Source organism: Micromonospora sp. NPDC007230 (assembly GCF_042869115.1).
In the GTDB taxonomy this organism is placed as follows: domain Bacteria; phylum Actinomycetota; class Actinomycetes; order Mycobacteriales; family Micromonosporaceae; genus Micromonospora.
Genome location: NZ_JBIAFE010000015.1, coordinates 87688 through 108374 on the forward strand (window position 1 = coordinate 87688; position 20687 = coordinate 108374).

The following is a 20687-nucleotide window of genomic DNA, read 5'->3' on the forward strand; positions in this document are numbered from 1 at the left end:
GGCGGAGTGAACTGTTCGGCCGCTAGGAACTTGATGACGGGAATGGATCGCGGCGAGAGCCAACTGCCCAGCCGAGGAAGCGGGCGTAGAGGTGCCCCGGCGTCGGCCCGTCCTGCGGGTGCAGGAGGTGCAACTCGGCGGCCGCGTCGTGCAGCATCCCGCCCAGGTAGACCAGCAGCGCCACCCGGTCGTCGACGTACTCGCGGAGCAGGGTGAGCCGCGCGATCGGGCACGGCCAGGGCGCGGCGCAGGCCCGGCAGAGCCAGAGCGGCCGGAGCGGCGTGTGCGGCCGACTCACCACCGGCCGCCGTTGGCCCGCCAGGTCTGCGCCGGGGTCAGCCAGCCGGCCCGCCCGACCTGCGGGTTCGCCCGGGTGGCCTCGTCCCACCACCGGCTGTTCGGCGGCGGCACGGGCGGCTCGGTGGGGATCGGCGCGTGCCGGTCCGGGCAGGCGGTCCAGCGCAGGCCGCACGAGCACCAGCGCCGCCCGCGCCGCCAGGTCCGCCGGTGCCGGGGCGCGAGCGGCACCGGCGCCGCGTTTCGTCGCGGCCACATCGTCAGCACCCCCCATCGGGTACGCGGACCAGCGGCTCGCCGTGGGCCCGCAGCTCGTCGATCACCCAGGGCATCGGCAGCTCGCCGAGCACCTTCTCCATCGCGTCCACCGGTTGGTCGACCACTGACCGCACGCTGCTCCGCCTCTCTTGGATGCGGCACCGAGACGGGCGGGGTCGACCGTGCGCGCGCATGGCCGGCCGGAGCCCGGCACCCGCCCCGGGCCTGCTCACGAGCTCGTCGACACCGGGTCGCGGGCATGGGGTGGCACCCGGCCGACTACCGGGGGAGCAACCGGCCAGGTGGTCCTACGGGACGACCAGCTCTCGGTTTGCAGACCAGGTGAGCGGGTCGGCACGAACTTATACTTAGTACTGCTCATAGGTCAACCACCCAGTACCTCTTACTTGTCGGTAGAAGCAGGGCGTGATCAAATGGCGGTGCAGACCAGGGAGTGCAGATGCCCGCCAAGCCCAAGTGGGCGCAACTTGCGGACCTCATCCGTGAGCAGATTGCGTCCGGAGAACTCGCCCCAGGCGACAAGTTGCCGTCCACCGCGCAACTGTGCAGCCAGCACGGTGTGTCGGCCGGAGTGGTCAACCACGCCATGATCGTGCTTAAGACCGAAGGGCTGGTCGAAGGTGTGCACGGTCTCGGCGTCTTCGTCAAGGAACCGCCAGGCGAGCAGACCTAGCCTGCTCCTTCCACGTACGGAAGTCCCCTCATGCCTGCAAGAGCCAAATGGGCGCAGCTTGCGGACCACATCCGTGGGCAGATCGCGTCCGGTGAACTCGCTCCGGGAGACAAGCTCCCGTCCACGGCTCAGCTCTGCCAGGAGCACGGAGTCTCGACCATCGTCGTCCGCCAGGCCATCTTCGCGCTCAGGACCGAGGGCCTGGTCGAGGGCGTCCAAGGCGTCGGCGTGTTCGTCGCCGAGGAGTTGCCGAACGCGCCCGACCGGTGAGCGCGGTGGATTCATGGGCATGACGCTGTGGTTCACCCGGGTGACCCCGCAGGCACTGGACCGGGCGATCGCGGACCCGGAGTGGGCGGCGGAACACCTGGACGATGAGAACCTGCCGATCTGCTACCTCGAGAAGTCCTGGGCCGGCATCCAGTTCCTGCTGGACGCGGCCGAGGTGGGCGTCGACCTGTACGAGGACGGCTTCCTCATCGACCAGGAGTGCACCCTCCTGGGCTGGGACGACGGCATGGTCGCCGACGCCGCCCGGGCCCTGGGCGCGACGCCGTTCGAGGCGTTGGCCGGCCACTACGACCCGGCGAAGCTGAGCACGGAGGAGATCTACCCGTATCGGCGGGTGTGGGACGACGACGACCTCGACTACCTGCGGGAGCACCACGAGGAACTGGTCCGGTTCTTCGTGGCGACCGCCGCCTCGGGCAGCGCGGCGATCCGGAGTTTCAGCTTCTGACTGGGCGCGTGTTCACCGTGCCGGGGGTGGTTTCGCGCAGCACGGTGTCGAGCACCTGGGCGACGCCGTCCGCGTCGATCGGCGCCGCCGGATTCACCTCGTACTGGTGAAGCGCCTGCCGGACCGCGGTCAGCGACGGGTCGCGGTCGAGTGCCCACCCGGCGGCCTGGGCCTTGGCGCAGTGCCTGCCCTCGACCGCGAAGCGCCAGATCCGGCAGGCGGTGAGGACCATGAGGGCGGCGTCCTCCGCGTCGTCGGTGCGCGACTGCCAGGTCGTCAGCCAGTACCGGCCGCGCTCGTGGAGCCACTCGTCCGGCACCGGCGCGAGCACCTCGCCCGGCTGAGCGCCGCGGAGCGCCTGCCCGTCGGCCCGTGCCATCGACAGTTCGGCCGGCAGGTCGGGAGCGGCCGGCACCCGGCGGTCGACCTCGAACCCCACGGACGAGCCGTCGTACCGGCCGACATGCAGCTCCAGCGGGGGCGCCGGTGCCGGCGCGCCGGCCACCGCGGCGGTCACGACGTGCAGGTCGATGCCGGAGGCGCCGTCGATCCGGGCGTGGCGCACCCGGTCCGTCAGCGCGTCGAGCTGCGGGTCGGACAGTCCACCGTCGACGACGACGAGCAGGTCGATGTCACTGCGACCAGGGCGGAAGCCGCCGGCCGCCAGTGATCCGTGCAGGATCACCGACCGGAGCGCCCCGTCGACGATGTCCACAACGGACCCGGCCAGTTCCTCCGCAGCGGTCCGGGCGGAGATTTCGTCAACGCCTGCCACCCGGACTTTCTAGCAGGCGTCCCCATACCGGGCTTGGCTCTGAGCCCTCCCGACGTGACAACCCTGCCAGCCGAGGTGCCGTTGCCCCCGCCGGCGGGCTTGCCCGAATTTCCCGACAGGTCTTCCGAGACAGATGTATCCGGTGATATCTATATAGACCCGAATCGTTCCTTCGCCCCCTCGGAGGATCCCGTGCTCAGATCCCGCCTCGCAACCCTCACCATGAGCCTGGCGACGGCGCTTGCCAGCGTTATCGCGCTGGCCACGCCGGCCCAAGCGGCCTCCACCGTCCGATACGTCGCCCTCGGCGACTCGTACGCATCCGGCGTGGGCGCCGGTAACGAAAGCGGCTCGTGCCGCCGCAGCCCCAACGCCTACCCGTCGCTGTGGGCCACGGCCAACGCTCCCGCGTCGTACACCTTCGTGGCCTGCTCGGGTGCGACCACGACGAGCGTGCGCGACACCCAGCTGGGCTACCTGTCGACCAGCACCACGCTGGTGAGCATCACCGTCGGTGGTAACGACGTCGGGTTCAGCGACGTCATGACCACCTGCGTGGTGTACGGCGAGTCGGCGTGCGTCGCGGCCGTCAACGCGGCCGAGGACAAGGCTCGCACGGAGCTGCCGCCGAAGCTGAACAACCTGTACCAGGCGATCCGCGCACGTGCGCCGTCCGCCCGCGTGGTGGTCATCGCCTACCCGGTCTTCTACCGGATCGACACCTACTGCCCCGGCCTCAGCGACACGTCCCGCATGAAGATCAACGAAGGCATCAACCTCCTGGACGACATCACCAAGAATGCCGCTGTCCAGAACAGCTTCGTCTTCGCCGATGTCCGCCCGATCTTCCGGGGCAACGAGCTCTGCGCCTACGGCGAGAAGTGGCTGCACGCGTTGAACTGGGCCGACACGAGCATTTCGTACCACCCGACGGCCGCCGGGCAGTCCGGCGGTTACTACCCGACCTTCGCCCGGGCCGTGTGACGGGTCCGGCTCCTCGTGGTCAGCGGTTCCGCCGCTGACCACGGGACCGTCGCGGCCGGGTTCGCGTCGGCCCCGCCCCGCTGCGCGGCTGCGTCCAGCTCGCGCGTTTCGGGCAGCCTGACCGGTCCAGGATCACGGTTCGGCGCTGATCACCATCTCCTCGGGTAGCTCTGCCGGATTCAGGCCAGCGAGGTGGATGACGATATTGGTGTCGATCAAGCCGCGAAGGGGAGTTCACCACTCACGGTCGAGAAGGTCCTGCCCGATCGCCGCGTCGAGGTCCCTACGGAATCTGGATTCGTCGAGCACCGGAGCAGTCGCGAAGGCCGCCATGACCTCGGCTCGGGGAACGAAGGTGCGTCGCCGGATAGGGATCAGCCGACCGATCGGAGTGCCGTTTCGGGTGATCGTGAACGATTCTCCGCGCTCAACGCGACGCATGATGCCACCCGAATCATTGCGGAGTTCGCGCTGCGTGATCTCGCGAGGAGCGTGCTCAGCCACAGCGACAAATCTAACCCCGTGTGCTACGAGGTGCTACGAAGCCAGTTTGCCGGCTCGTGTACGTGGCCGCCGGTCAGACGCCAGTGCGGGGATGTGGCGGTGTCTGGGCGGGTGGGACACCGCCACATCGGCGAATCGGGGGGTGGATCAGGACAGGGACGCCAGGCGGGGGAGGAGCGGGGCCAGGGCGTCGACGGCATCGGCGCGTACCACGAAGCGGGTGATCCCCCAGCGGCGCTGGTGCTGCGCGACCGCCGCGACGATCTCCTCGGCCGTGCCGATCAGCACGAACGGCGTGGCGAGCAGCTCGGCGGTGGTGAGGCCGGCGTGCTCGGCGAACCGCACGGCGGCGGCCTCGGCGTCGTCGGTCACGGTGACCTGCTGGACCAGCGCCTCCAGCACGGGCGGCGTGTCGCGGCCGGCGGCACCGGCCGCCACGTGGGCGAGCTGCGCCTCGATCTGGTCGGCCCGCCACCGCACCTCGTGCGTGTGGCCGTCGGGGAGGGTACGGCCGGCGCCGAACAGGCCCACCACGTCGGCGTGCGCGCCGGCCCAGCGCAGCAGCGTCGAGTTGGACGTACCGATGGTGAGCGGGACCGGGTCCTGCACCGGCCTCAGCTCGGTGAGGCGCGCGGCGTGGGCGACCAGTTCTGGGCTGTCCACGCTGACCTCCTTGCCGGCCAGCAGGTCGCGCACGGCCTCGGCCACGGCGATGCAGCGGCGCACCCGGCCGGGCACGTCGGGGCGCTCGCGGCCGACGGCCCGCCACTCGGCCGGGGTGTGGCCGGCGCCGACGCCGAGCCGCGCCCGCCCGCCGGAGACCACGTCGAGGGTGGCCACGTCGGTGGCCAACAGGATGGGCTCCCGGACCCCGGCGTTGGAGACGTACGAGCCGAGGCCCAGCGTCGAGGTCACCGCCGCCGCGGCGGCGAGCGCCACGAACGGCGACGCGCCGTGGCCCGGGTGGTCGGCGGCGAACAGGGCGTCGAAGCCGGCCGCCTCGACCCCGCGGGCCAGGTCGAGCCAGCTCGCGGCGTCGGTCGGTCGGGCCTGGACGGAGAAGGTCACCATCGCCCCAGCATGGTGCGCCCCACCCGCGCCGACCAACCCACACAGACCGATTCTGCCAACGGGCGAATCTGCCGCGTCGCGCGTGCCCCTCCGGGGAGCAACTTCGGGGAAAGCGCTGCCTACCGGCGCCCGGAGGCAGCAACCTCCCCGAAGTTGCGCCGCCGAGGTCGATCCGCAACTGTCGGGACGTCCATGCCGAACAATTCGTGGGGCGCGCCGGCGGTCAGCGCGTCGAGGGCGGCGACCAGCTTCCGCTCCTCGTAGCTGAAGTGCGACTCGAGCAGCGCGGCGAGGCCGTCCAGCTCGGCCCGGACCGCCGGCCCGTCGGCCGCCCCGGCGCGCAGGGCGTCGACCCGGCGCAGCAGGTCCGCCACCACCCGGTGGTCCTCGCTCAGTTGGGCGAGGACGGGGCGCAGCTCGGGCACCTGCTCGGCCAGGACGCGGAACGCGCCGGCGTCCTCGCCGGTGTGGTGTCGGTCCAGGGCTGCACAGAAGCCGACGCAGTGGGCCCGTAGCTCGCGCGACAGGCCGGCGCCGGCACCGTCGGGGGAGTCGAGGCTCGCGCGGAGCCCGGCCAGCTCCTCGCGGAGCCAGTGGTGGATCTCGATCAACTGGGTGCCGAGGGCGGTCAGCCGCCCGGCCGGTGAGTGGGATGGGTGCACATGGTCCCCTGCTGTCCCGCGCTTCCATGTCCTCGGCGGCCTTCGTGCCGGGTGCACTGCGACGCTACGCCGCACCCTACGCGACCCGGCTGCCGTACGCCGCCCATGTCACTCGCCCTCGTCCCGCTCGTCCGGCTCGTGCCACCGGGCCCGGTAGGCGGCCTCGTGCGCCTCGTGGGCGGTCCGCTCCTCGAAGATCAGCTTGCGCAGCGCCGTCCGGCCCTCTTCGAAGATCACCACCTCGGCGGCCACCATGCCCACGCAGATCACGGTCAGCAGCGCCAGGGTGCCCAGCGCCGGCAGCTGGTCGACCAGCGGGGGGCAGACGGCAAGCAGCCCGAGGGTGCCGACCCGGGTCCAGCTCAGGGTGTGCAGGGTTCGCGCCTGGAACAGCATGTCGCCGCAGAGGTAGAGGAACACCCCGCCGAAGAGCAGCGGCTCGGCCGGGCCGCGGGCCGGGTCCCAGTCGGAGATGTTCGGGCTGGTGATCTGGTGCACGATCTGCTCGGCACCGAGCGCGAACAGGATGATCCCGGCGATCATCGGCAGGTAGCAGTACGCGTACGCGTCCCGGGCCATGGTGAGCCGGGGTTTGCCCTGTGCCGAGTGCAGGGCGATCCGGGCGGCCGGCCCGATCATGTCGTAGTGCGCCCACCAGAGCGCGGCGGTGAAGAAGATGCTGAGCACCGCCGCCCCCACCGCTGGCAGCGTGGGTGGCTGCCCGATCAGGTTGCTCCCGACGCCGACGGAGATGACCGACTCGCCCAGGGCGATGATCAGGATCAGGTCGTACCGCTCGGTCCAGTGCTCGGCCGAGGCGATGCCCCAGCCCGAGGCGTTGGCGAGTTGGCCGGTGGTGTACTGGAGCAGCACGGCCAGGCCCCACAGCCCGTCCCGGACGACCGGCGCCGCGGCGGACTCGTGTATCGCCGCAGGGATGAGCGCGGCGGCGAGCAGCAGCAGGGTGCTGCCGATCAACTCCGGGGCCAACCTCAGCACCTGTCGGCGTTCGTCCGGGCTGCCCCGCATCGCCTGCAGCAGGAGCAGCACGTGGACCAGGCGGAACACAATGTAGCTGACCGCCGCCACGACCGGCCCGGCGGCGTTGCCCCGCACGTCGTGGAACGCCTGCGGCAGCGACAGGGCGAAGGTGAACAGCGCCGCCATGCCGACCGTCATCAGCACCGGCACGAAGCCCTCGCCGAGCCGGACCCGGGTGGCGACCACGCTGTGCAACACCCACGACCACCAGAGCACCGCGAGGACCAGCAGGGCGTGCAGCAGCGCCCCGCCGCTGACATCCCGCGCGGTGGACCGGGTGATGATGAAGAACGAGAAGACGAAAACCAGGTCGAAGAAGATCTCGAACCGGTCCACCCGGGCCGCGGGGGCCATGGGCACGGCGGGCCCCAGGCGCCTCCGCCACCCGAAGCCGCTCACCCGACGAGTCTCTCAGCGGCCGGGCGCTTGCGCGCCGGATTCCGGCACGACGAAGGGCGCGCGGCTCAAGCCGCGCGCCCTTCGTCGTCAGGGCGTCAGAGCCCCAGCTCGGCCTCGAAGTTGCCGGCCTCCAGCCGCTCCTTGACCGCGACGAGGAAGCGGGCCGCGTCCGCGCCGTCGATCAGCCGGTGGTCGTACGACATGGCCAGGTAGACCATCGAGCGGACCGCGATGACCTCGCCCAGCTCCGGGTCGTTGACCACGACCGGACGCTTCACCACGGCACCCGTGCCGAGCATCGCCGACTGCGGCGACGGCACGATCGGGGTGTCGAAGAGGGCGCCCCGGCTGCCGGTGTTGGTCAGCGTGAAGGTCGCCCCGGCGATCTCGTCCGGGCTGATCTTGTTGGTCCGGGTGCGCTCGGCCAGGTCGGCGACCCGCTTGGCGATCCCGCCCAGGTTCAGGTCGCCGGCGTTGTGGATGACCGGCACCAGGAGGCCCCGCTCGGTGTCCACGGCGATGCCGAGGTGCTCCGCGTCCGGGTAGGTGATCGTCCCGGCCTCCAGGTCCATCCCGGCGTTGACGATCGGGTAGGTCTGGAGCGCCTCGACGGCCGCCAGGGCGAAGAACGGCAGGAAGGACAGCTTGACGCCGTGCCGCTGCTGGAAGGAGTCCTTCGCCTGCGCCCGCAGCTTGGCAATCTTGGTGACGTCCACCTCGATCACCGTGGTGAGCTGCGCCATCTCGTGCAGCGACTGCTGCATCCGCTTGGCGATGGCCGCGCGAATCCGGGGCAGCTTCTCGGTGGTGCCGCGCTTCGCGCTCGGCTGCGGCTTTGCGGCCGGCTTCGCCGGAGCAGCAGCAGCGGCCGGAGCGGCGGCCTGCGGTGCCGGCGCGGCCTTGGCGGCCTTCGCCTTCTCGGCCGCCTCGAGGACGTCCTGCTTGCGGATTCGCCCGCCGACGCCGGTGCCGTTCACCGAGGACAGGTTCACCCCGTGCTCGGCGGCCAGCTTGCGGACCAGCGGGGTCACGTAGCCGGCGGCCTCCTCGCCGCCACCCTGGACGGGGGCGGTCGGACGCTGCGGGGCGGGGGTCGGCGCGGCAGGCTGCGCGGCCTGCTCGGCCCGCATCGGCTGGGCGGCGGTCTCCGCCTCCGGGGCCGGCTGGTTGTAGGACACGCCCGGGGTCGGCTCCTCGACCTTCGGCGCCGGCTGGGCCGGGGCCGGCGGCGCGGGCTTGGCCTCGGCCTGCGGGGCCGGCTTGGCCTCGGGCTGCGGCGCAGCCGGGGCGGCGCCGGCCGCACCGATGATCGCCAGGTCGGCGCCGACCTCGGCGGTCTCGTCCTCGGCGACCTTGATCTCCAGCAGCGTGCCGGCGACCGGCGAGGGGATCTCCGTGTCGACCTTGTCGGTGGACACCTCCAGCAGCGGCTCGTCCACCTCGACGCTGTCGCCGACCTGCTTGAGCCAGCGGGTGACCGTACCCTCGGTGACGCTCTCGCCGAGGGCCGGCATCTTGACCGGGGTGCCCGCGCCCGACGGCGCCGGGGCCGCCTGGGCCGCCGGCTGTTCGACGGCCGGCTGCTCCGCCTCGGCCTGGGGCTCGGCGGCGGCCTCCTCGGCCTCCTCCGCCGGGGCCGCCTGCGGCGCGACCGCCGCGCCGGCCTGCTCGCCCTCGCCGGCGATGACCGCCAGCTCGCTGCCGACCTCGGCGGTCTCGTCCTCGCCGACCACGATCCGGCTCAGCACGCCCGCCGCGGGCGACGGGATCTCGGTGTCCACCTTGTCGGTGGACACCTCAAGCAGCGGCTCGTCGACCTCGACGGTGTCGCCCTCCTGCTTGAGCCAGCGCGTGACGGTGCCCTCGGTGACGCTCTCGCCGAGCCGGGGCATGGTGACCGATACCGGCATGTTCTCCAGACTCCTTCATTTCCCTGGTGGGATCATCGCCCGTCGCCGGACGCCGCGGTTGTCGTGGTCAGGCGTGCGCGTGCAGCGGCTTGCCGGCGAGGGCCAGGTGCGCCTCGCCCAGGGCCTCGTTCTGCGTCGGGTGGGCGTGCACGAGCTGCGCCACCTCGGCCGGGTACGCCTCCCAGTTGTAGATGAGCTGCGCCTCGCCGATCAGCTCGCCGACCCGGGCGCCGACCATGTGCACGCCGACCACCGGGCCGTCCTCGACCCGGACCAGCTTCACGTGGCCGGCGGTCTTGAGGATCTGGCTCTTGCCGTTGCCACCCAGGTTGTAGTTGTAGGTCTTGATCTTGTCGGCGCCGTACTGCTCCTTGGCCTTCGCCTCGGTCAGGCCGACCGACGCCAGCTCCGGGTCGCAGTAGGTGACCCGCGGGATGCCGGCCTCGTCGATCACGGCCGGGTTCTGGCCGGCGATCTCCTCGGCGACGAAGATGCCCTGCTGGAAGCCGCGGTGCGCGAGCTGCAGGCCGGGCACGATGTCGCCGACCGCGTAGACGTTCGGCACGCTGGTGCGCAGCCGCTCGTCGGTCAGCACGTAGCCGCGGTCCATCTTGACGCCCTGCTCCTCGTAGCCGAGGTTGGCGGTGTTCGGCCCGCGCCCGACGGCGACCAGCAGCAGCTCGGCCTCGACGGTGTCGCCACCCTGGATGGTCAGCCGGACACCGTTCTCGGTCTTCTCGACCTTCTCGAACGGCTTGCCGACCTTGAAGTTGATCTTACGCTTGCGGAACGCCCGCTCCAGCGCCTTGGACGACTCCTCGTCCTCGGCGGCGACCAGGCGGGGCAGCGCCTCGACGATGGTCACGTCGACGCCGAAGGACTTCCACACGCTGGCGAACTCGACGCCGATCACGCCGCCGCCGAGCACGATCGCCGAGGCCGGGACCCGGTCCATGACCAGGGCGTGGTCACTGGTGATGATCCGCTCGCCGTCGATCTCCAGGCCGGGCAGGCTCTTCGCGTACGAGCCGGAGGCCAGGACGACGTTGCGGCCGGTGTAGCGCTTGCCGTCGACCTCGACGGTGTTCGGCGCGACCAGCTTGCCGGCGCCCTCGACGATGGTGATCGCCTTGTTGCTCTTGAGCATCCCCTGCAGGCCCTTGTAGAGCCGGGCGATCACGCCGTCCTTGTACGAGTTGACCGCGGCCATGTCGATGCCGACCAGCTCGGCCTTGACACCGAACTGTTCCGACTCGCGGGTCTGGTCGGCGATCTCGGCGGCGTGCAGCAGAGCCTTGGTCGGGATGCAGCCGTTGTGCAGGCAGGTGCCCCCGAGCTTGCCCTTCTCGATCAGGGCCACGGACAGGTTCAGCTGGGCGGCGCGCAGCGCGGTCGCGTAGCCGCCGCTACCACCTCCGAGGATCACGATGTCGAAGGTTGCGTCGTTCGGCTCGCTCACGTCCAACTCCCAGGTCGCGTCGCTGCTTCGGGGGTTACGGTGGAGTAACAGGCACACCCCACCTCGGTCATCTTGTCACCACCGCCGACGAAGCGCGTAGTGAGGTGCCCAACGACACGTCGCCGCCACGTACGCTTGGCACCGTCTTCGATGACGTACGGGGAGGGGTTGGGCGCGGTGGGACTGTTCCGACGACGCAAGCGGACGGACGCGGTGAGTCGCGACCGCGTCGGTCAGCGCGCCGATCTGGACCACCTTGAGAACTTTGTCCGCACCCGGCGTGGCGTCGAGGCGTACCTCGAGCCCCGGACCACGGTCACCGAGACCACGGTCATGCTGATCGCCGGCGACGGCGAGTGGACCCGGCGGCGGGTCGGCAGCCCGGAGGAGGCGCGCCGCTTCGCCCACAAGCTCGCCATCCCGATCTACGACGTCCGGCTGATGGGCTATCCGCAGCGCATGCGCGACTACAACGAACGCCGCAAGCGCCGCCCCGAACTCTTCTGACGCCCGCCTCTTCGGGCGGTGCGGCGGCAGCTTCGGGGAAGTTGCCGCCGCAGCGCGTCCGGACCCGGCAACCTCCCCGAAGTTGCGCGGCTCTTCGAGCGGGCAGACGCGCGGACGGGGTGCCCCCGGAAGGGGGCACCCCGTCGACAGAGGTGAGGTCAGCCGTTGGCGGCGACGTCCTCGACCAGGTGGACCAGGGTGCGGACCGGGACGCCGGTGCCGCCCTTGGTCCAGTAGCCCGTCGCCTCGCCCGAGTGGTAGCCGGGGCCGGCGATGTCGATGTGCGCCCAGGCCACGTCCTCGGTGACGAACTCGCGCAGGAACACGCCGCCCTGAAGCATGTGACCGGCCCGGTCCATGCCGGCGTTGACCTGCGAGATGTCCGCCACGTCGGAGTCCATGCCCTTGCGCACGTCGTCCGGCAGCGGCATCGGCCAGGCCGGCTCGCCGGTGGCCTCACCGGCCGCCTTCACCCGCTCGCACAGCTCCGGAGTGCCCATCACGCCGGCGATCTTCTTGCCCAGCGAGATCACCTGGCCGCCGGTCAGGGTCGAGGTCTCGAACAGGTAGTCGGCGCCGTCCTCGCAGGCCCGGGCGATGCCGTCGGCGAGGATCATCCGGCCCTCGGCGTCGGTGTTGAGCACCTCCACCTTCTTGCCGCTGTACATGGTGATCACGTCGCCCGGCCGGTAGCTGGTGCCCGACGGCATGTTCTCCGCCATCGGCAGGTAGCCGGTCACCGCCACCGACGGCTTGAGCGCCGCGACCGCCAGCATGGCCGCGCCGACCGCCGCCGCGCCGGCCATGTCGGACTTCATCTCCCACATGCCCTGGGCCGGCTTGATCGAGATGCCGCCGGTGTCGAAGGTGATGCCCTTGCCGACCAGCGCCACCCGCTTGCCGTTGCCGCCGCCGGACGGCGTGTAGGTCAGCTTCACCAGCCGCGGCGGTGCCTCCGAGCCCTGCCCGACGGCGAGGATGCCGCCGTACCCGCCGGCGGACAGGGCCGCCTCGTCGAGCACCTCGACGCCGAGCCCGGCCTCCCGGGCGGCGGCGGCCACGGCCTCGGCGAACGCCGGCGGGCGCAGCTCGTTCGGGGCGGTGTTGACCCAGTCCCGGCTGGTCAGCACCGCGCCGGCGACCGCCTGGGCCCGGGTGACCTCCGCCTGCGCGGTCGCGTCCGCGGCGTCCGGCACCGCGATCAGCACGTCGGCCACCGGCTCGCGCCGTCCCGGCTGCGGCTTGGTCTTGTAGCCGGCGAACCGGTACCCGCCGAGCAGCGCGCCCTCGGCGACCGCGCGCAGCGCCGCCGGGGCGTCGGCGTCGTCGGGCAGCGGCAGGGCGAGCGCCACACGTGGCGCGCCGGCCAGGGCGCGTACCGCCGCGCCGGCGGCCCGGCGCAGGGTCTCCGGGGCCGGGGCCGCGCCGGACGGCTCGGGGCCGAGGCCGACGGCGGTGACCAGCGGGGCGGTGATGGTGCCAAGCGTGGCCAGCTTGATCACCTCGCCGGGGCCGCCGGTCGCGCCGAGCAGCGCCAGCGTCTCGGTCAGCTTGCCGTCGAACGCGGCGGCGATGCTCTCCGCGCCGCTGGCCAGCAGCAGGGCGCCGGCGGGTGAACCCGAGCCCTGTTCCGCGGTCTGGCTGTGCACGCCGATCACGATCGCGTCGACGGCGAGTTCGGCGGGGTCGGTGTCGACCAGGCTGAGGGTGGTGCGGGGCGATGTCACTGAAGCTACTCCGGGCGGGCCGGGCCGGTCGCGTGGTCGCGTACCGGCGATGAAGGTCTCCGGCGGCAACCTACCCGCCGGACGCGTGGCTGTCCCGCCGATGGGCTTCGACGGTTCCCGCCGATGCTAACCAGGCGTTCAGGTGGCGGTAAGTTGCCACCCATGACCGAGGTGACCTCCGACGCCGCCGCGACCCGGCTGCGCCGTTCCCCGCTGCACGAGCGGCACGCCGCCGCCGGCGCCAAGTTCGCCCCCTTCGGGGGTTGGGAGATGCCGCTGGAGTACGCCGGTGGCGGCGTGCTCAAGGAGCACACCGCGGTGCGTACCGGGGTGGGTGTCTTCGACGTCTCGCACCTCGGCAAGGCGCGGATCACCGGGCCGGGCGCCGCGGACTTCGTCAACGCCTGCCTCACCAACGACCTCGGCCGGATCGCCCCCGGCAAGGCGCAGTACACCCTCTGCTGCGACGAGGCGACCGGTGGCGTGGTGGACGACATCATCGCCTACCTGCACGCCGACGATCACGTCTTCCTGATCCCGAACGCGGCGAACACCGCCGAGGTGGTCCGCCGCCTGCGCGCCACCGCGCCGGCCGGGGTGGTCATCACCGACGAGCACGAGGCGTACGCGATCCTCGCGGTGCAGGGGCCGCGCTCGGCGGACCTGCTGGCCGTGCTGGGCCTGCCCACCGAGCACGACTACATGAGCTTCTCGGCGGCGACGCTGGACGGCGTCGAGCTGACCGTGTGCCGCACCGGCTACACCGGCGAGCTGGGCTACGAACTGGTGATCCCGGCCGAGCACGCCGTCGCCGTCTGGGACGCGCTGTTCGCCGCCGGAGCGGCGTACGAGCTGCGGGCCTGCGGGCTGGCCGCGCGGGACACCCTGCGCACCGAGATGGGATACCCGCTGCACGGGCAGGACCTCTCGCTGGAGATCACCCCGGTGCAGGCCCGCTCCGGCTGGGCGGTGGGCTGGGACAAGCCGGCCTTCTGGGGCCGGGACGTGCTGCTCGCCGAGAAGGCCGCCGGCCCCCGGCGTACGCTGCGCGGGCTGGAGGCGGTCGATCGGGCGATTCCGCGCCCGGGGATGGCCGTGTACGCCGGCGACACCCGGGTCGGCACGGTCACCAGCGGCACGTTCAGCCCGACGAAGAAGCAGGGCATCGCGCTCGCCCTGATCGACACCGAGCCCAAGCTCGCCGACGGCGAGGTCCTCGAGGTCGACATCCGCGGCCGCCGCGCCCCCCTGCGCCTCCACCGCCCGCCCTTCGTCCAGCCCTCGGTCCGCTGACCTGTTGCGTTGATCATGAGGTTGGCGGCGATGTCGATCTCCGTCGACGCCGCCAACCTCATGATCGACGGAGAAACGGGCGTCAGTCGGCGGTGGGGGGCTCGCCGGCGTCCAGGACGGCCTGGGTCCAGCCGCCCTCGATGACGCCGGTGCCGTCGAGCAGGGCCCAGTCGACGACATCCGTCGCCGCCACGACCACCGGGGCGCCGATCCGGACGCTCGGGTCGCTGTTGGCGTCGCTGGCGCTGGCCCCGACGATCCGCTCCGGGCTGTCCCAGGACGTCACCCCGGCCCAGACGAACTCGGGGCCCTCGTCGCCGGGCAGGCCGTACTTGACCACGAGCTGGGTCTCGGCGGGCAACTGACCGGCGAGGAAGCGGGCCCGGATGTCGCCCAGGCCGGCCCGGGCGGTGGCGATCGCCCGGCTCATCGCATCGCCCGGGCGGGCGTACCGGACGTCCGGCTGGATGCCGTTGAACAGGGTGGCGCAGGCAGCGGCGAAGTAGCGGCCGGCCGGACCGGGATGCCCCGGCGGCGGGTTGAGGCTGAGGAACGAGTCGGCGTCCGGGTCGGTGGCCGGGTCCAGCTCCAGCCGCAGCAGCACCGGCGCGGTCGCACCGTGCTGCTCCGGATTGCCGTACGCCACGGCGATGTCGTGCCCGGTCACCGTGGCCAGCACCGGGAGCTGCACGAACGCGGGCACCTCCTCGCCGGCCAGCCCCTCGGTCCAGTCCCGCAGCAGCCGCCGGGCGGCACCGGTCATCACCGCGCCCCAGGCCCGGGTCAGGTGGTCCGGCACCCCCTGGGCCTGCAGCTCCAGCAGCCCGAACCGGCGCAGCCCCTTGGTGGTGAACCACAGCCCGTCGGCGTCCGACGAGTACGGCACCAGCACCCAGTCGACCAGCCGGATCCGGCCCTGCTCGTCGGGGAGCGAGCGCAGCGCGGCGGCCGGGTCGAGGAACTGGAGGCCGAAGACGTCCACCACGTCCCCGTCGACCGTCTCGGCGATCGCCGCGGCCACCGCCCGGGCCGCCCACTCGTGCGCCGGCGGCCAGCCCGGCCGGTATTCGGCCTGGACCACCACGAGGTGGGTGGCGGCGGCCAGCCGGGCCAGTTGGGCCTCGGTGGCGCCGAACGCGGTGAGCAGGTCCGGTGGCAGCTCGGGGAACTCGCCGACCGGCCGGGTGTCGACGCTCATCAGCGGGCTGTCCAGCATCTGCCGCGCCAGCCCGTGTACCGGCTCGGCGAGCCGCCCGGTCAGGCGCTCCACCGCCGTCTTCGGGCTGACCTTCGGCAGCCCGGCGATGGGCACCAGATAGGTCGCGTCCAGCGACTCCGGCACCGGTACGGGCAGGAAGTCGTCCGTGATGAGCATGTCGTCCCCCTCGACCGTGCCGGTGCCTCGTCCCGAACGCTACCTGCCCGGACGGGTGACGCTCAGCCGGACAGCGCCAGTCCCAGGTAGACCAGCGTGGTGGTGATCTCCACGGTGGCCCCGAGCACGTCCCCGGTGATCCCGCCGAGCCGGCGTACCACGTGGGTGAGGAGCCCGGCCGCGACGGCGAGCGCCGCGACGACGGCGAGCGGCCCCTGCCATGGACGGCCCGGCACCGCCGGCACGGCCAGCAGCGCGACGGCGGCCGTGCCGACCACCAGGGTGACCGGCCCCACCGTGCCGGCCACCAGCGCGCCCAGCCCCTCCGGCCGGGCCGCCGGCACCCCGCGCCGGCAGGCCAGCGCCACCCCGAGCCGACCGGCGGCGGTGGCGGCGGCCACCGCGGCGAGCGCAGCCGGCCACGACCGCCCGGCCAGCTCCGCGAGCACCGCCGCCTGCAGCAGCAGTACGACCACCAGCGCGACCACCCCGAACGGGCCGACGTCCGGCTTCTTCATGATCTCCAGCGCCGCCGCGCCCCGCCGGTACGACCCCAGCGCGTCCACGGTGTCGGCCAGCCCGTCCAGGTGCAGGCCCCGGGTGAGCAGCGCGCCGAGCCCGACGGTGATCCCGGCGGCGACCAGCGGGGGAGCGAGGGCGGCGGTCAGCAGCAGCACCGCCGCGAGGAACGCGCCGAGCAGTGCCCCGACCGCCGGGGCGAGCGCCATCGCGGTGCCGGCCGCGGCCCGGTCGACCCGACCGGCGCGCACCGGCAGTGTGGTGAAGGTGGTGACCGCCAGCCGGATCCCGTCCGCGAGCCGGGGCTCAGTCGGCACGCCGGTCGGCGGACTCCGGCACCGCGACCGGCTCGTCCGGCTCCGCGGTAGCGGGCCTGCTGGGTCCCGGCCCGGTGGGCTCCGGCTCGGCGAACTCCGGCTCGAAGGGGGGCGGAACGGGCTCCGGCTCGGTGGTGGTGGGCCCGGGGCCGGCCGGCTCCGGCTCGGCGAACTCCTCGTCGTCCGCGCCGCCGCGCAGTGCCGGGTGCACCGGCAGGCCGGCGGCGAGCGCCAGCATCGAGTTCAACAGCGGCAGGGTGGCCAGCGCGGTGGCCCCCTCGCCCAGGTTGAGCCGCAGGTCCACCAGCGGGGTCAGGCCGAGCACGTCGGCGGCGAGCCGCACGGCTGGCTGCCCGCCGTGGTCGGGCAGCAGGCACCAGTGCCGGGCCTGCCCGGCCAGGTCGCGGCTGACCAGGCCGGCGGCCACCCCGACCGGCCCGTCCAGCAGCACCGGTATGCGGCGGGCGGTCGCCCCGAGCAGCACGCCGGTGGCCATCGCGATGTCGCCGCCGCCGAGCTCGGCCAGCACCTCCTTGGCGTCCCGGGAGCTGCGGCGGGTGCGGTGCAGGGCGTCCCGGACCGCCGCGCAGCGGGCCATCCAGGCCGCGTCGTCGATCAGGCCCTGCTCGCTGATCACCCGGCCCAGCACCGCCGGGGGCTCCGCGCCAGCCGTCGCCGCCAGCACCGCCGCGGCCGCCGCCTCGGTGCCTGCGCCGCACGCCGCCAGCACCAGGACGTGTACGCCGGTGTCGGCGGCCTGCTCGGCCAGCCGCCAGCCGTACCGCAGGGCCGACTCGACCTGCTCGGCGGAGAGCGCCGGCCCGTCCTCCATGGCGGCGGAGGCGGGCGCCTCGACCACCTGGAGGCTGGCCCCGCACTCGGCGGCGAGCCGGGCGAGCGCCCCCTGGCCGGCCCGGGCCTGCCGGGCGCGGCGGGCCGACTCGCCGGAGGCCACCCCGGCCGACGCCCCGCCGGCGTGGTCACCGTGCAGCAGCAGGACGCGCACCGAGCTCCACGGCGCGGGGGTCGGGGTGCCCTGGGTGGCGGCGGCGAAGCCGACCACCCGGTCCAGCACGCCGAGGCCGGCGCCGGGGAGGTCCAGGGTGGCGAGCCGGTCGATCGCCTGCGGGCCCGCGTACTCGTCGGGCATCGGCAGTTCCATGCCGGGCTGGATGACCAGGCCGGTGGCGATCATCGGCAGCGCCATGGTGGGGGCGGCCCAGGCGGTGGGCTCCCCGGCGTGGGCGGGGCTCGGTGCGGGCGCCACGGCCGGGGTGAGCACCTCGGGCAGCGCCTCGTCCGGCTGCGCCGGCGCCCCGGCGGCGGCGCCCGCCTGGCCGGGGCCGGCCGGCGCCGACACGGTGGGGCGCGGCGGCGCGCCGGCCGGCTTCAGCCACGCGGCCTGACCGGCCACCACCAGCACCACCGCGTCGCAGGCGTCAGCGACCGCCCGGTTGGTCGCGCCGAGCGCGTCGGTGAACGCCCGGCCCAGCGGGGTGGTCGGCACCAGGGAGAGCCCCACCTCCGGGCTGACCAGCAGCAGCCGGGCGGCGCTGCCCCGGACCGCCGCCGCCAGCTCGGCGATGGTGGCGGAGTCGTCGGCGGGCTGGTGGGCCGGGTCGAGCAGCACGGTCACCCAGCCGCCGAGGTCGTCCACGAGCAGCGTCTCGTTCGGCCCGGCCGCCGCGATCACGTCGGCCAGCCGGCCCGGGTCGGCAGCGGTCTCCTCGGTGGTCCAGCTCCCCGGCCGGCGGGCCCGGTGCGCCGCCAGGCGGGTCGCCCACTCGGTGTCCTCCGGGTCCCCCTCGGGGGCGGTGGCCACGTACCGGACCGTGGGCGCGTCGGCGACCAGCGATTCCGCGAACTCGGACTTGCCGGACCGGATACCGCCGAGCACCAGGAGTGTGTTCCACCCGTCAACGGACATGCCCGTACCTTACGGCCGCCCGGCCGGTCACCGCCTGCCGGCCCGGACGGTGACCGGCGGGCTGCCCGGGGCGGCCGGGCGGGCTCAGTCGCAGTGCTCGAAGGCGCTGCCGTAGCTCGCCCCGCCGGCCGACCCGCCCCACTTCACGCAGGCCCCGGCGGCACCGGCGCGGACCGGCCCGGCGTAGTACTCGAACGCCCCGCGGTCGGTCACGCGGGTCTTCCCCTGCACCTCCAGGTAGGCCGACACCGTGGTGGCCCGGCCGACGTCGGTGTCCTTGAGCGTGACCACGCAGTTGGCCCCGCTGGCCGTGTTGTAGAGCAGGTAGACCCGACCCTTGCGGACGCCGTTCGCGGTCAGCGTCGCCGAGTCGATCACCTGGTACCCGCTGCCGCACGCCTGTCCGGCCGTGTACGGGTTGGGCTTCTGCGGTGCGGTCGTGGTCTTCGTCGGCTTCGGTGTGCCGGTGGCGCCGGCGGTCGGTGCCGACGATGTGCCGGCCGACGGAACGGTGGCACCGGGCGCGGAGCGGCTCGGCGTGGCCGAGGGCGACCGGCCGGGCCGCCCGGTGGGGCTCACCGGCGACTCGGGGGCCGCCCCGGTGGCCGCCGGCTCCGGCTGCCCGGAGTCGGCCGGGGCCGACTCGCCGGTCAGCGCCGTCCGGTCGCCCGACGGGGCCTGGTCGTCGGGACGCAGCGCCGCCACCGCCAAGGCGGTCGCCAGCGCGACGAGGACGACGCCCGCCGCGCCGGCCAGGGCGAGGACCCGCCCCCGCCCCCGGCGCCCCGGCGGCTCCTCCAGCGTCGGCGGTACGCCCGAGCCGGCGTGCCGGTCCTGTTCCGGGCCGTACCCACCGGGGCGCGGACCGGGGTGCGCGACCCCGACCGACCAGGCCGGACCGGCCGGGGCCGGACCCGCGGGCCCGGCGGCGGGATGGCGGTGCGGCCCGGCCGAGCCGCCGGTGCCGGGGCCCGCACCGGGGGCGGCACCGGCGGCCGGGCTGGTCCTGCCGAGCGGGCCGTCTCCCGGCCCGGGGACGGCGACCCCGGGAGCGCCCCCCGCGACCGGGCCGGAATACCCCGGGCCCGGGGCGAAGGCCGGGGTGGCCGGTCCACGAACGGGCGCCGGAGCAGGGCCGGTGGGTGCCGCCCCGGCCGGGCCGGCAGCGGACACTGGGCCGATCGGGGATCCGTCGGGGACGGGCCTGCCCGGCGGGGTACCGCCGGCGGGGCCCGGGACCGCGGCGCCGGGACCGGTCGTGGCAGGCGAATCGGGAGCGGCCGGGGCGTCCGGCGTCGGGAGCACGGCGGGCCCCGGCACGGCCGGGCCGGCCACCGCCCACGGCGGGCGGGCCGGGACGGGCACGCTGGCCAGCGTGGCGTCCCGGACGTCCTGGGCCGCCTCGGCCAGGGCGAGCGCGGTCGGGTACCGGTCGGCGGGGCGCTTCGCCAGCGCCCGGCGGACCACCTCGACCACCGCCGGGGGCGTGCCCACCGGCAGCGGTGGCGGCTCGTCCTGGGCGTGCCGCAGCGCCACCTGGAGCGGGTTGTCGCCGTCGAACGGCGGCCGGCCGGCCAGACAGAAGTAGGCGACCGCGCCGAGCGCGTACACGTCGGTGGCGGCCGACACGGCCTGGCCGGTGGCCTGTTCCGGCGACATGTACGAGGCGGTGCCGAGCACCATGTGCGCGGCCGTGATCCCCGCCATGGTGCTGGCCCGGGCGATCCCGAAGTCGACCAGCACCACTGTGCCGTCCCGCTTGACCAGCAGGTTCCCCGGCTTGACGTCCCGGTGCACGATTCCGGCGAGGTGGGCGGCGTGCAGCGCGTGGGCGGCCTGCGCCACCACCGACATGGTGGACGCCGGGTCGAGCCGGCCGGCCTGGCGGATCCAGGCCACCAGCGGATCTCCGTCGACGTACTCCATCACCAGGTAGCTGACCTGGCTGCCGTCGGCGAGCGTGGCGGAGCCGGCGTCGTGCACCTGCACGATGCCGGGGTGCCGCAACGCGGCCAGCATCCGGGCCTCGGCCTGGAAGCGGGTGGTGAACTCGGGGTCGGCGACCAGCGACGGCAGCAGCACCTTCACCGCGACCTCGCGACCCAGCAGGGTGTCGGTGCACTTCCAGACGGCCCCCATGCCGCCGGTCGCGATGCGTTCGTTCAGCCGGTAGCGGTCGCGGAGCACGACTCCTTCAGTCAGCACCGGGCCACCGTACCGGCCGCCCGG

Annotated in this window: 21 protein-coding genes; 6 read left to right on the forward strand and 15 right to left on the reverse strand. The window is 73.8% G+C overall.

Annotated elements, in window-relative coordinates; all coding sequences use genetic code 11:
* Positions 1 to 22: 22 nt before the first annotated feature.
* From ACFYML_RS21685 to ACFYML_RS21695, 3 genes are read right to left on the reverse strand one after another with little or no spacing between them, the layout of a single operon-like run.
* Positions 23 to 298 (reverse strand): hypothetical protein, encoded by a 276-nt coding sequence (locus ACFYML_RS21685; protein ID WP_387422364.1) that lies wholly within the window; start codon positions 296 to 298, stop codon positions 23 to 25.
* The gene (locus tag ACFYML_RS21690; RefSeq protein WP_387422366.1) at positions 295 to 555 is read right to left on the reverse strand and encodes a hypothetical protein; all 261 of its coding nucleotides are present in this window, start codon (positions 553 to 555) and stop codon (positions 295 to 297) included. The genes ACFYML_RS21685 and ACFYML_RS21690 overlap by 4 nt, the downstream gene beginning before the upstream one ends.
* Before the next feature lie 2 nt (positions 556 to 557).
* Complete coding sequence (locus ACFYML_RS21695) at positions 558 to 680, reverse strand: hypothetical protein (RefSeq protein ID WP_387422367.1); 123 nt, start codon at positions 678 to 680, stop codon at positions 558 to 560.
* Positions 681 to 1015: 335 nt separating this feature from the next.
* On the opposite strand from ACFYML_RS21695, the gene ACFYML_RS21700 reads away from it, so the two are divergent.
* The 3 genes from ACFYML_RS21700 to ACFYML_RS21710 are packed head-to-tail and all read left to right on the forward strand — an operon-like array spanning position 1016 to position 1988.
* Positions 1016 to 1249 carry a GntR family transcriptional regulator gene (locus ACFYML_RS21700; RefSeq protein ID WP_387422369.1) on the forward strand — a complete coding sequence of 78 codons (234 nt, stop codon included), beginning with the start codon at positions 1016 to 1018 and terminating at the stop codon, positions 1247 to 1249.
* Between the two features lie 30 nt (positions 1250 to 1279).
* Positions 1280 to 1519, forward strand: a complete 240-nt coding sequence (locus tag ACFYML_RS21705) for a winged helix-turn-helix domain-containing protein (protein WP_387422371.1) — start codon at positions 1280 to 1282, stop codon at positions 1517 to 1519.
* 13 nt (positions 1520 to 1532) lie between these two features.
* Positions 1533 to 1988, forward strand: coding sequence for a YfbM family protein (locus ACFYML_RS21710; RefSeq protein ID WP_387422372.1), 456 nt, complete (start codon positions 1533 to 1535; stop codon positions 1986 to 1988).
* On the opposite strand, the gene ACFYML_RS21715 is transcribed toward ACFYML_RS21710, so the two are convergent.
* The gene (locus ACFYML_RS21715) at positions 1978 to 2763 is read right to left on the reverse strand and encodes an aminoglycoside adenylyltransferase domain-containing protein (protein ID WP_387422374.1); all 786 of its coding nucleotides are present in this window, start codon (positions 2761 to 2763) and stop codon (positions 1978 to 1980) included. The two genes, ACFYML_RS21710 and ACFYML_RS21715, sit on opposite strands and share 11 nt — an antisense overlap.
* Positions 2764 to 2955: 192 nt before the next feature.
* Between ACFYML_RS21715 and ACFYML_RS21720 the strand changes: the two genes are divergently transcribed.
* Positions 2956 to 3747, forward strand: a complete 792-nt coding sequence (locus tag ACFYML_RS21720) for an SGNH/GDSL hydrolase family protein (RefSeq protein ID WP_387422375.1) — start codon at positions 2956 to 2958, stop codon at positions 3745 to 3747.
* A 234-nt stretch (positions 3748 to 3981) separates the two neighbouring features.
* Here the strand turns inward: ACFYML_RS21720 and ACFYML_RS21725 are convergent, their stop codons facing one another.
* The 6 genes from ACFYML_RS21725 to lpdA form a co-directional block, all read right to left on the reverse strand.
* Entirely contained in the window at positions 3982 to 4251 is a 270-nt protein-coding gene (locus ACFYML_RS21725) for a type II toxin-antitoxin system Phd/YefM family antitoxin (RefSeq protein WP_387422376.1), read from the reverse strand.
* A 147-nt stretch (positions 4252 to 4398) separates the two neighbouring features.
* Complete coding sequence (locus ACFYML_RS21730; protein ID WP_387422378.1) at positions 4399 to 5322, reverse strand: LLM class flavin-dependent oxidoreductase; 924 nt, start codon at positions 5320 to 5322, stop codon at positions 4399 to 4401.
* A 119-nt stretch (positions 5323 to 5441) separates the two neighbouring features.
* The gene (locus ACFYML_RS21735) at positions 5442 to 5984 is read right to left on the reverse strand and encodes a hemerythrin domain-containing protein (RefSeq protein ID WP_387422379.1); all 543 of its coding nucleotides are present in this window, start codon (positions 5982 to 5984) and stop codon (positions 5442 to 5444) included.
* 108 nt (positions 5985 to 6092) lie between these two features.
* A complete protein-coding gene (locus ACFYML_RS21740) occupies positions 6093 to 7424 on the reverse strand; it encodes a low temperature requirement protein A (RefSeq protein ID WP_387422381.1) in 1332 nt (443 codons plus the stop codon).
* A gap of 95 nt (positions 7425 to 7519) precedes the next feature.
* Entirely contained in the window at positions 7520 to 9334 is a 1815-nt protein-coding gene (sucB, locus tag ACFYML_RS21745) for a 2-oxoglutarate dehydrogenase, E2 component, dihydrolipoamide succinyltransferase (protein WP_387422383.1), read from the reverse strand.
* A gap of 67 nt (positions 9335 to 9401) precedes the next feature.
* Entirely contained in the window at positions 9402 to 10793 is a 1392-nt protein-coding gene (lpdA, locus tag ACFYML_RS21750) for a dihydrolipoyl dehydrogenase (RefSeq protein ID WP_387422384.1), read from the reverse strand.
* Between the two features lie 177 nt (positions 10794 to 10970).
* On the opposite strand from lpdA, the gene ACFYML_RS21755 reads away from it, so the two are divergent.
* Positions 10971 to 11300 (forward strand): hypothetical protein, encoded by a 330-nt coding sequence (locus ACFYML_RS21755; protein ID WP_387422433.1) that lies wholly within the window; start codon positions 10971 to 10973, stop codon positions 11298 to 11300.
* A gap of 158 nt (positions 11301 to 11458) precedes the next feature.
* Here the strand turns inward: ACFYML_RS21755 and ACFYML_RS21760 are convergent, their stop codons facing one another.
* Positions 11459 to 13027, reverse strand: coding sequence for a leucyl aminopeptidase (locus ACFYML_RS21760; RefSeq protein ID WP_387422386.1), 1569 nt, complete (start codon positions 13025 to 13027; stop codon positions 11459 to 11461).
* 162 nt (positions 13028 to 13189) lie between these two features.
* Here ACFYML_RS21760 and gcvT point away from each other — a divergent pair, with 162 nt between their 5' ends.
* Positions 13190 to 14320 (forward strand): glycine cleavage system aminomethyltransferase GcvT, encoded by a 1131-nt coding sequence (gene gcvT, locus ACFYML_RS21765; RefSeq protein ID WP_387422387.1) that lies wholly within the window; start codon positions 13190 to 13192, stop codon positions 14318 to 14320.
* 82 nt (positions 14321 to 14402) lie between these two features.
* Here the strand turns inward: gcvT and ACFYML_RS21770 are convergent, their stop codons facing one another.
* The 4 genes from ACFYML_RS21770 to ACFYML_RS21785 all read right to left on the reverse strand — a co-directional run bounded on the left by ACFYML_RS21770 (position 14403) and on the right by ACFYML_RS21785 (position 20663).
* Positions 14403 to 15695, reverse strand: coding sequence for a DUF2314 domain-containing protein (locus ACFYML_RS21770; protein WP_387422388.1), 1293 nt, complete (start codon positions 15693 to 15695; stop codon positions 14403 to 14405).
* Positions 15696 to 15757: 62 nt separating this feature from the next.
* On the reverse strand, positions 15758 to 16531 hold the full coding sequence (locus ACFYML_RS21775; RefSeq protein ID WP_387422389.1) for an adenosylcobinamide-GDP ribazoletransferase: 774 nt from the start codon (positions 16529 to 16531) through the stop codon (positions 15758 to 15760).
* Complete coding sequence (locus tag ACFYML_RS21780) at positions 16521 to 18458, reverse strand: bifunctional adenosylcobinamide kinase/adenosylcobinamide-phosphate guanylyltransferase (protein ID WP_387422390.1); 1938 nt, start codon at positions 18456 to 18458, stop codon at positions 16521 to 16523. The genes ACFYML_RS21775 and ACFYML_RS21780 overlap by 11 nt, the downstream gene beginning before the upstream one ends.
* An 84-nt stretch (positions 18459 to 18542) precedes the next feature.
* The gene (locus ACFYML_RS21785) at positions 18543 to 20663 is read right to left on the reverse strand and encodes a protein kinase (protein ID WP_387422391.1); all 2121 of its coding nucleotides are present in this window, start codon (positions 20661 to 20663) and stop codon (positions 18543 to 18545) included.
* Between the last annotated feature and the right edge of the window lie 24 nt (positions 20664 to 20687).

Excerpts from the sequence above, each read along its gene's own strand:
- ACFYML_RS21690 (WP_387422366.1), bottom strand. The coding sequence starts at position 555 with ATGTGGCCGCGACGAAACGCGGCGCCGGTGCCGCTCGCGCCCCGGCAC.
- ACFYML_RS21700 (WP_387422369.1), top strand. The coding sequence starts at position 1,016 with ATGCCCGCCAAGCCCAAGTGGGCGCAACTTGCGGACCTCATCCGTGAG.
- ACFYML_RS21705 (WP_387422371.1), top strand. The coding sequence starts at position 1,280 with ATGCCTGCAAGAGCCAAATGGGCGCAGCTTGCGGACCACATCCGTGGG.
- ACFYML_RS21710 (WP_387422372.1), top strand. The coding sequence starts at position 1,533 with ATGGGCATGACGCTGTGGTTCACCCGGGTGACCCCGCAGGCACTGGAC.
- ACFYML_RS21730 (WP_387422378.1), bottom strand. The coding sequence starts at position 5,322 with ATGGTGACCTTCTCCGTCCAGGCCCGACCGACCGACGCCGCGAGCTGG.
- sucB (WP_387422383.1), bottom strand. The coding sequence starts at position 9,334 with ATGCCGGTATCGGTCACCATGCCCCGGCTCGGCGAGAGCGTCACCGAG.
- gcvT (WP_387422387.1), top strand. The coding sequence starts at position 13,190 with ATGACCGAGGTGACCTCCGACGCCGCCGCGACCCGGCTGCGCCGTTCC.
- ACFYML_RS21770 (WP_387422388.1), bottom strand. The coding sequence starts at position 15,695 with ATGCTCATCACGGACGACTTCCTGCCCGTACCGGTGCCGGAGTCGCTG.
- ACFYML_RS21780 (WP_387422390.1), bottom strand. The coding sequence starts at position 18,458 with ATGTCCGTTGACGGGTGGAACACACTCCTGGTGCTCGGCGGTATCCGG.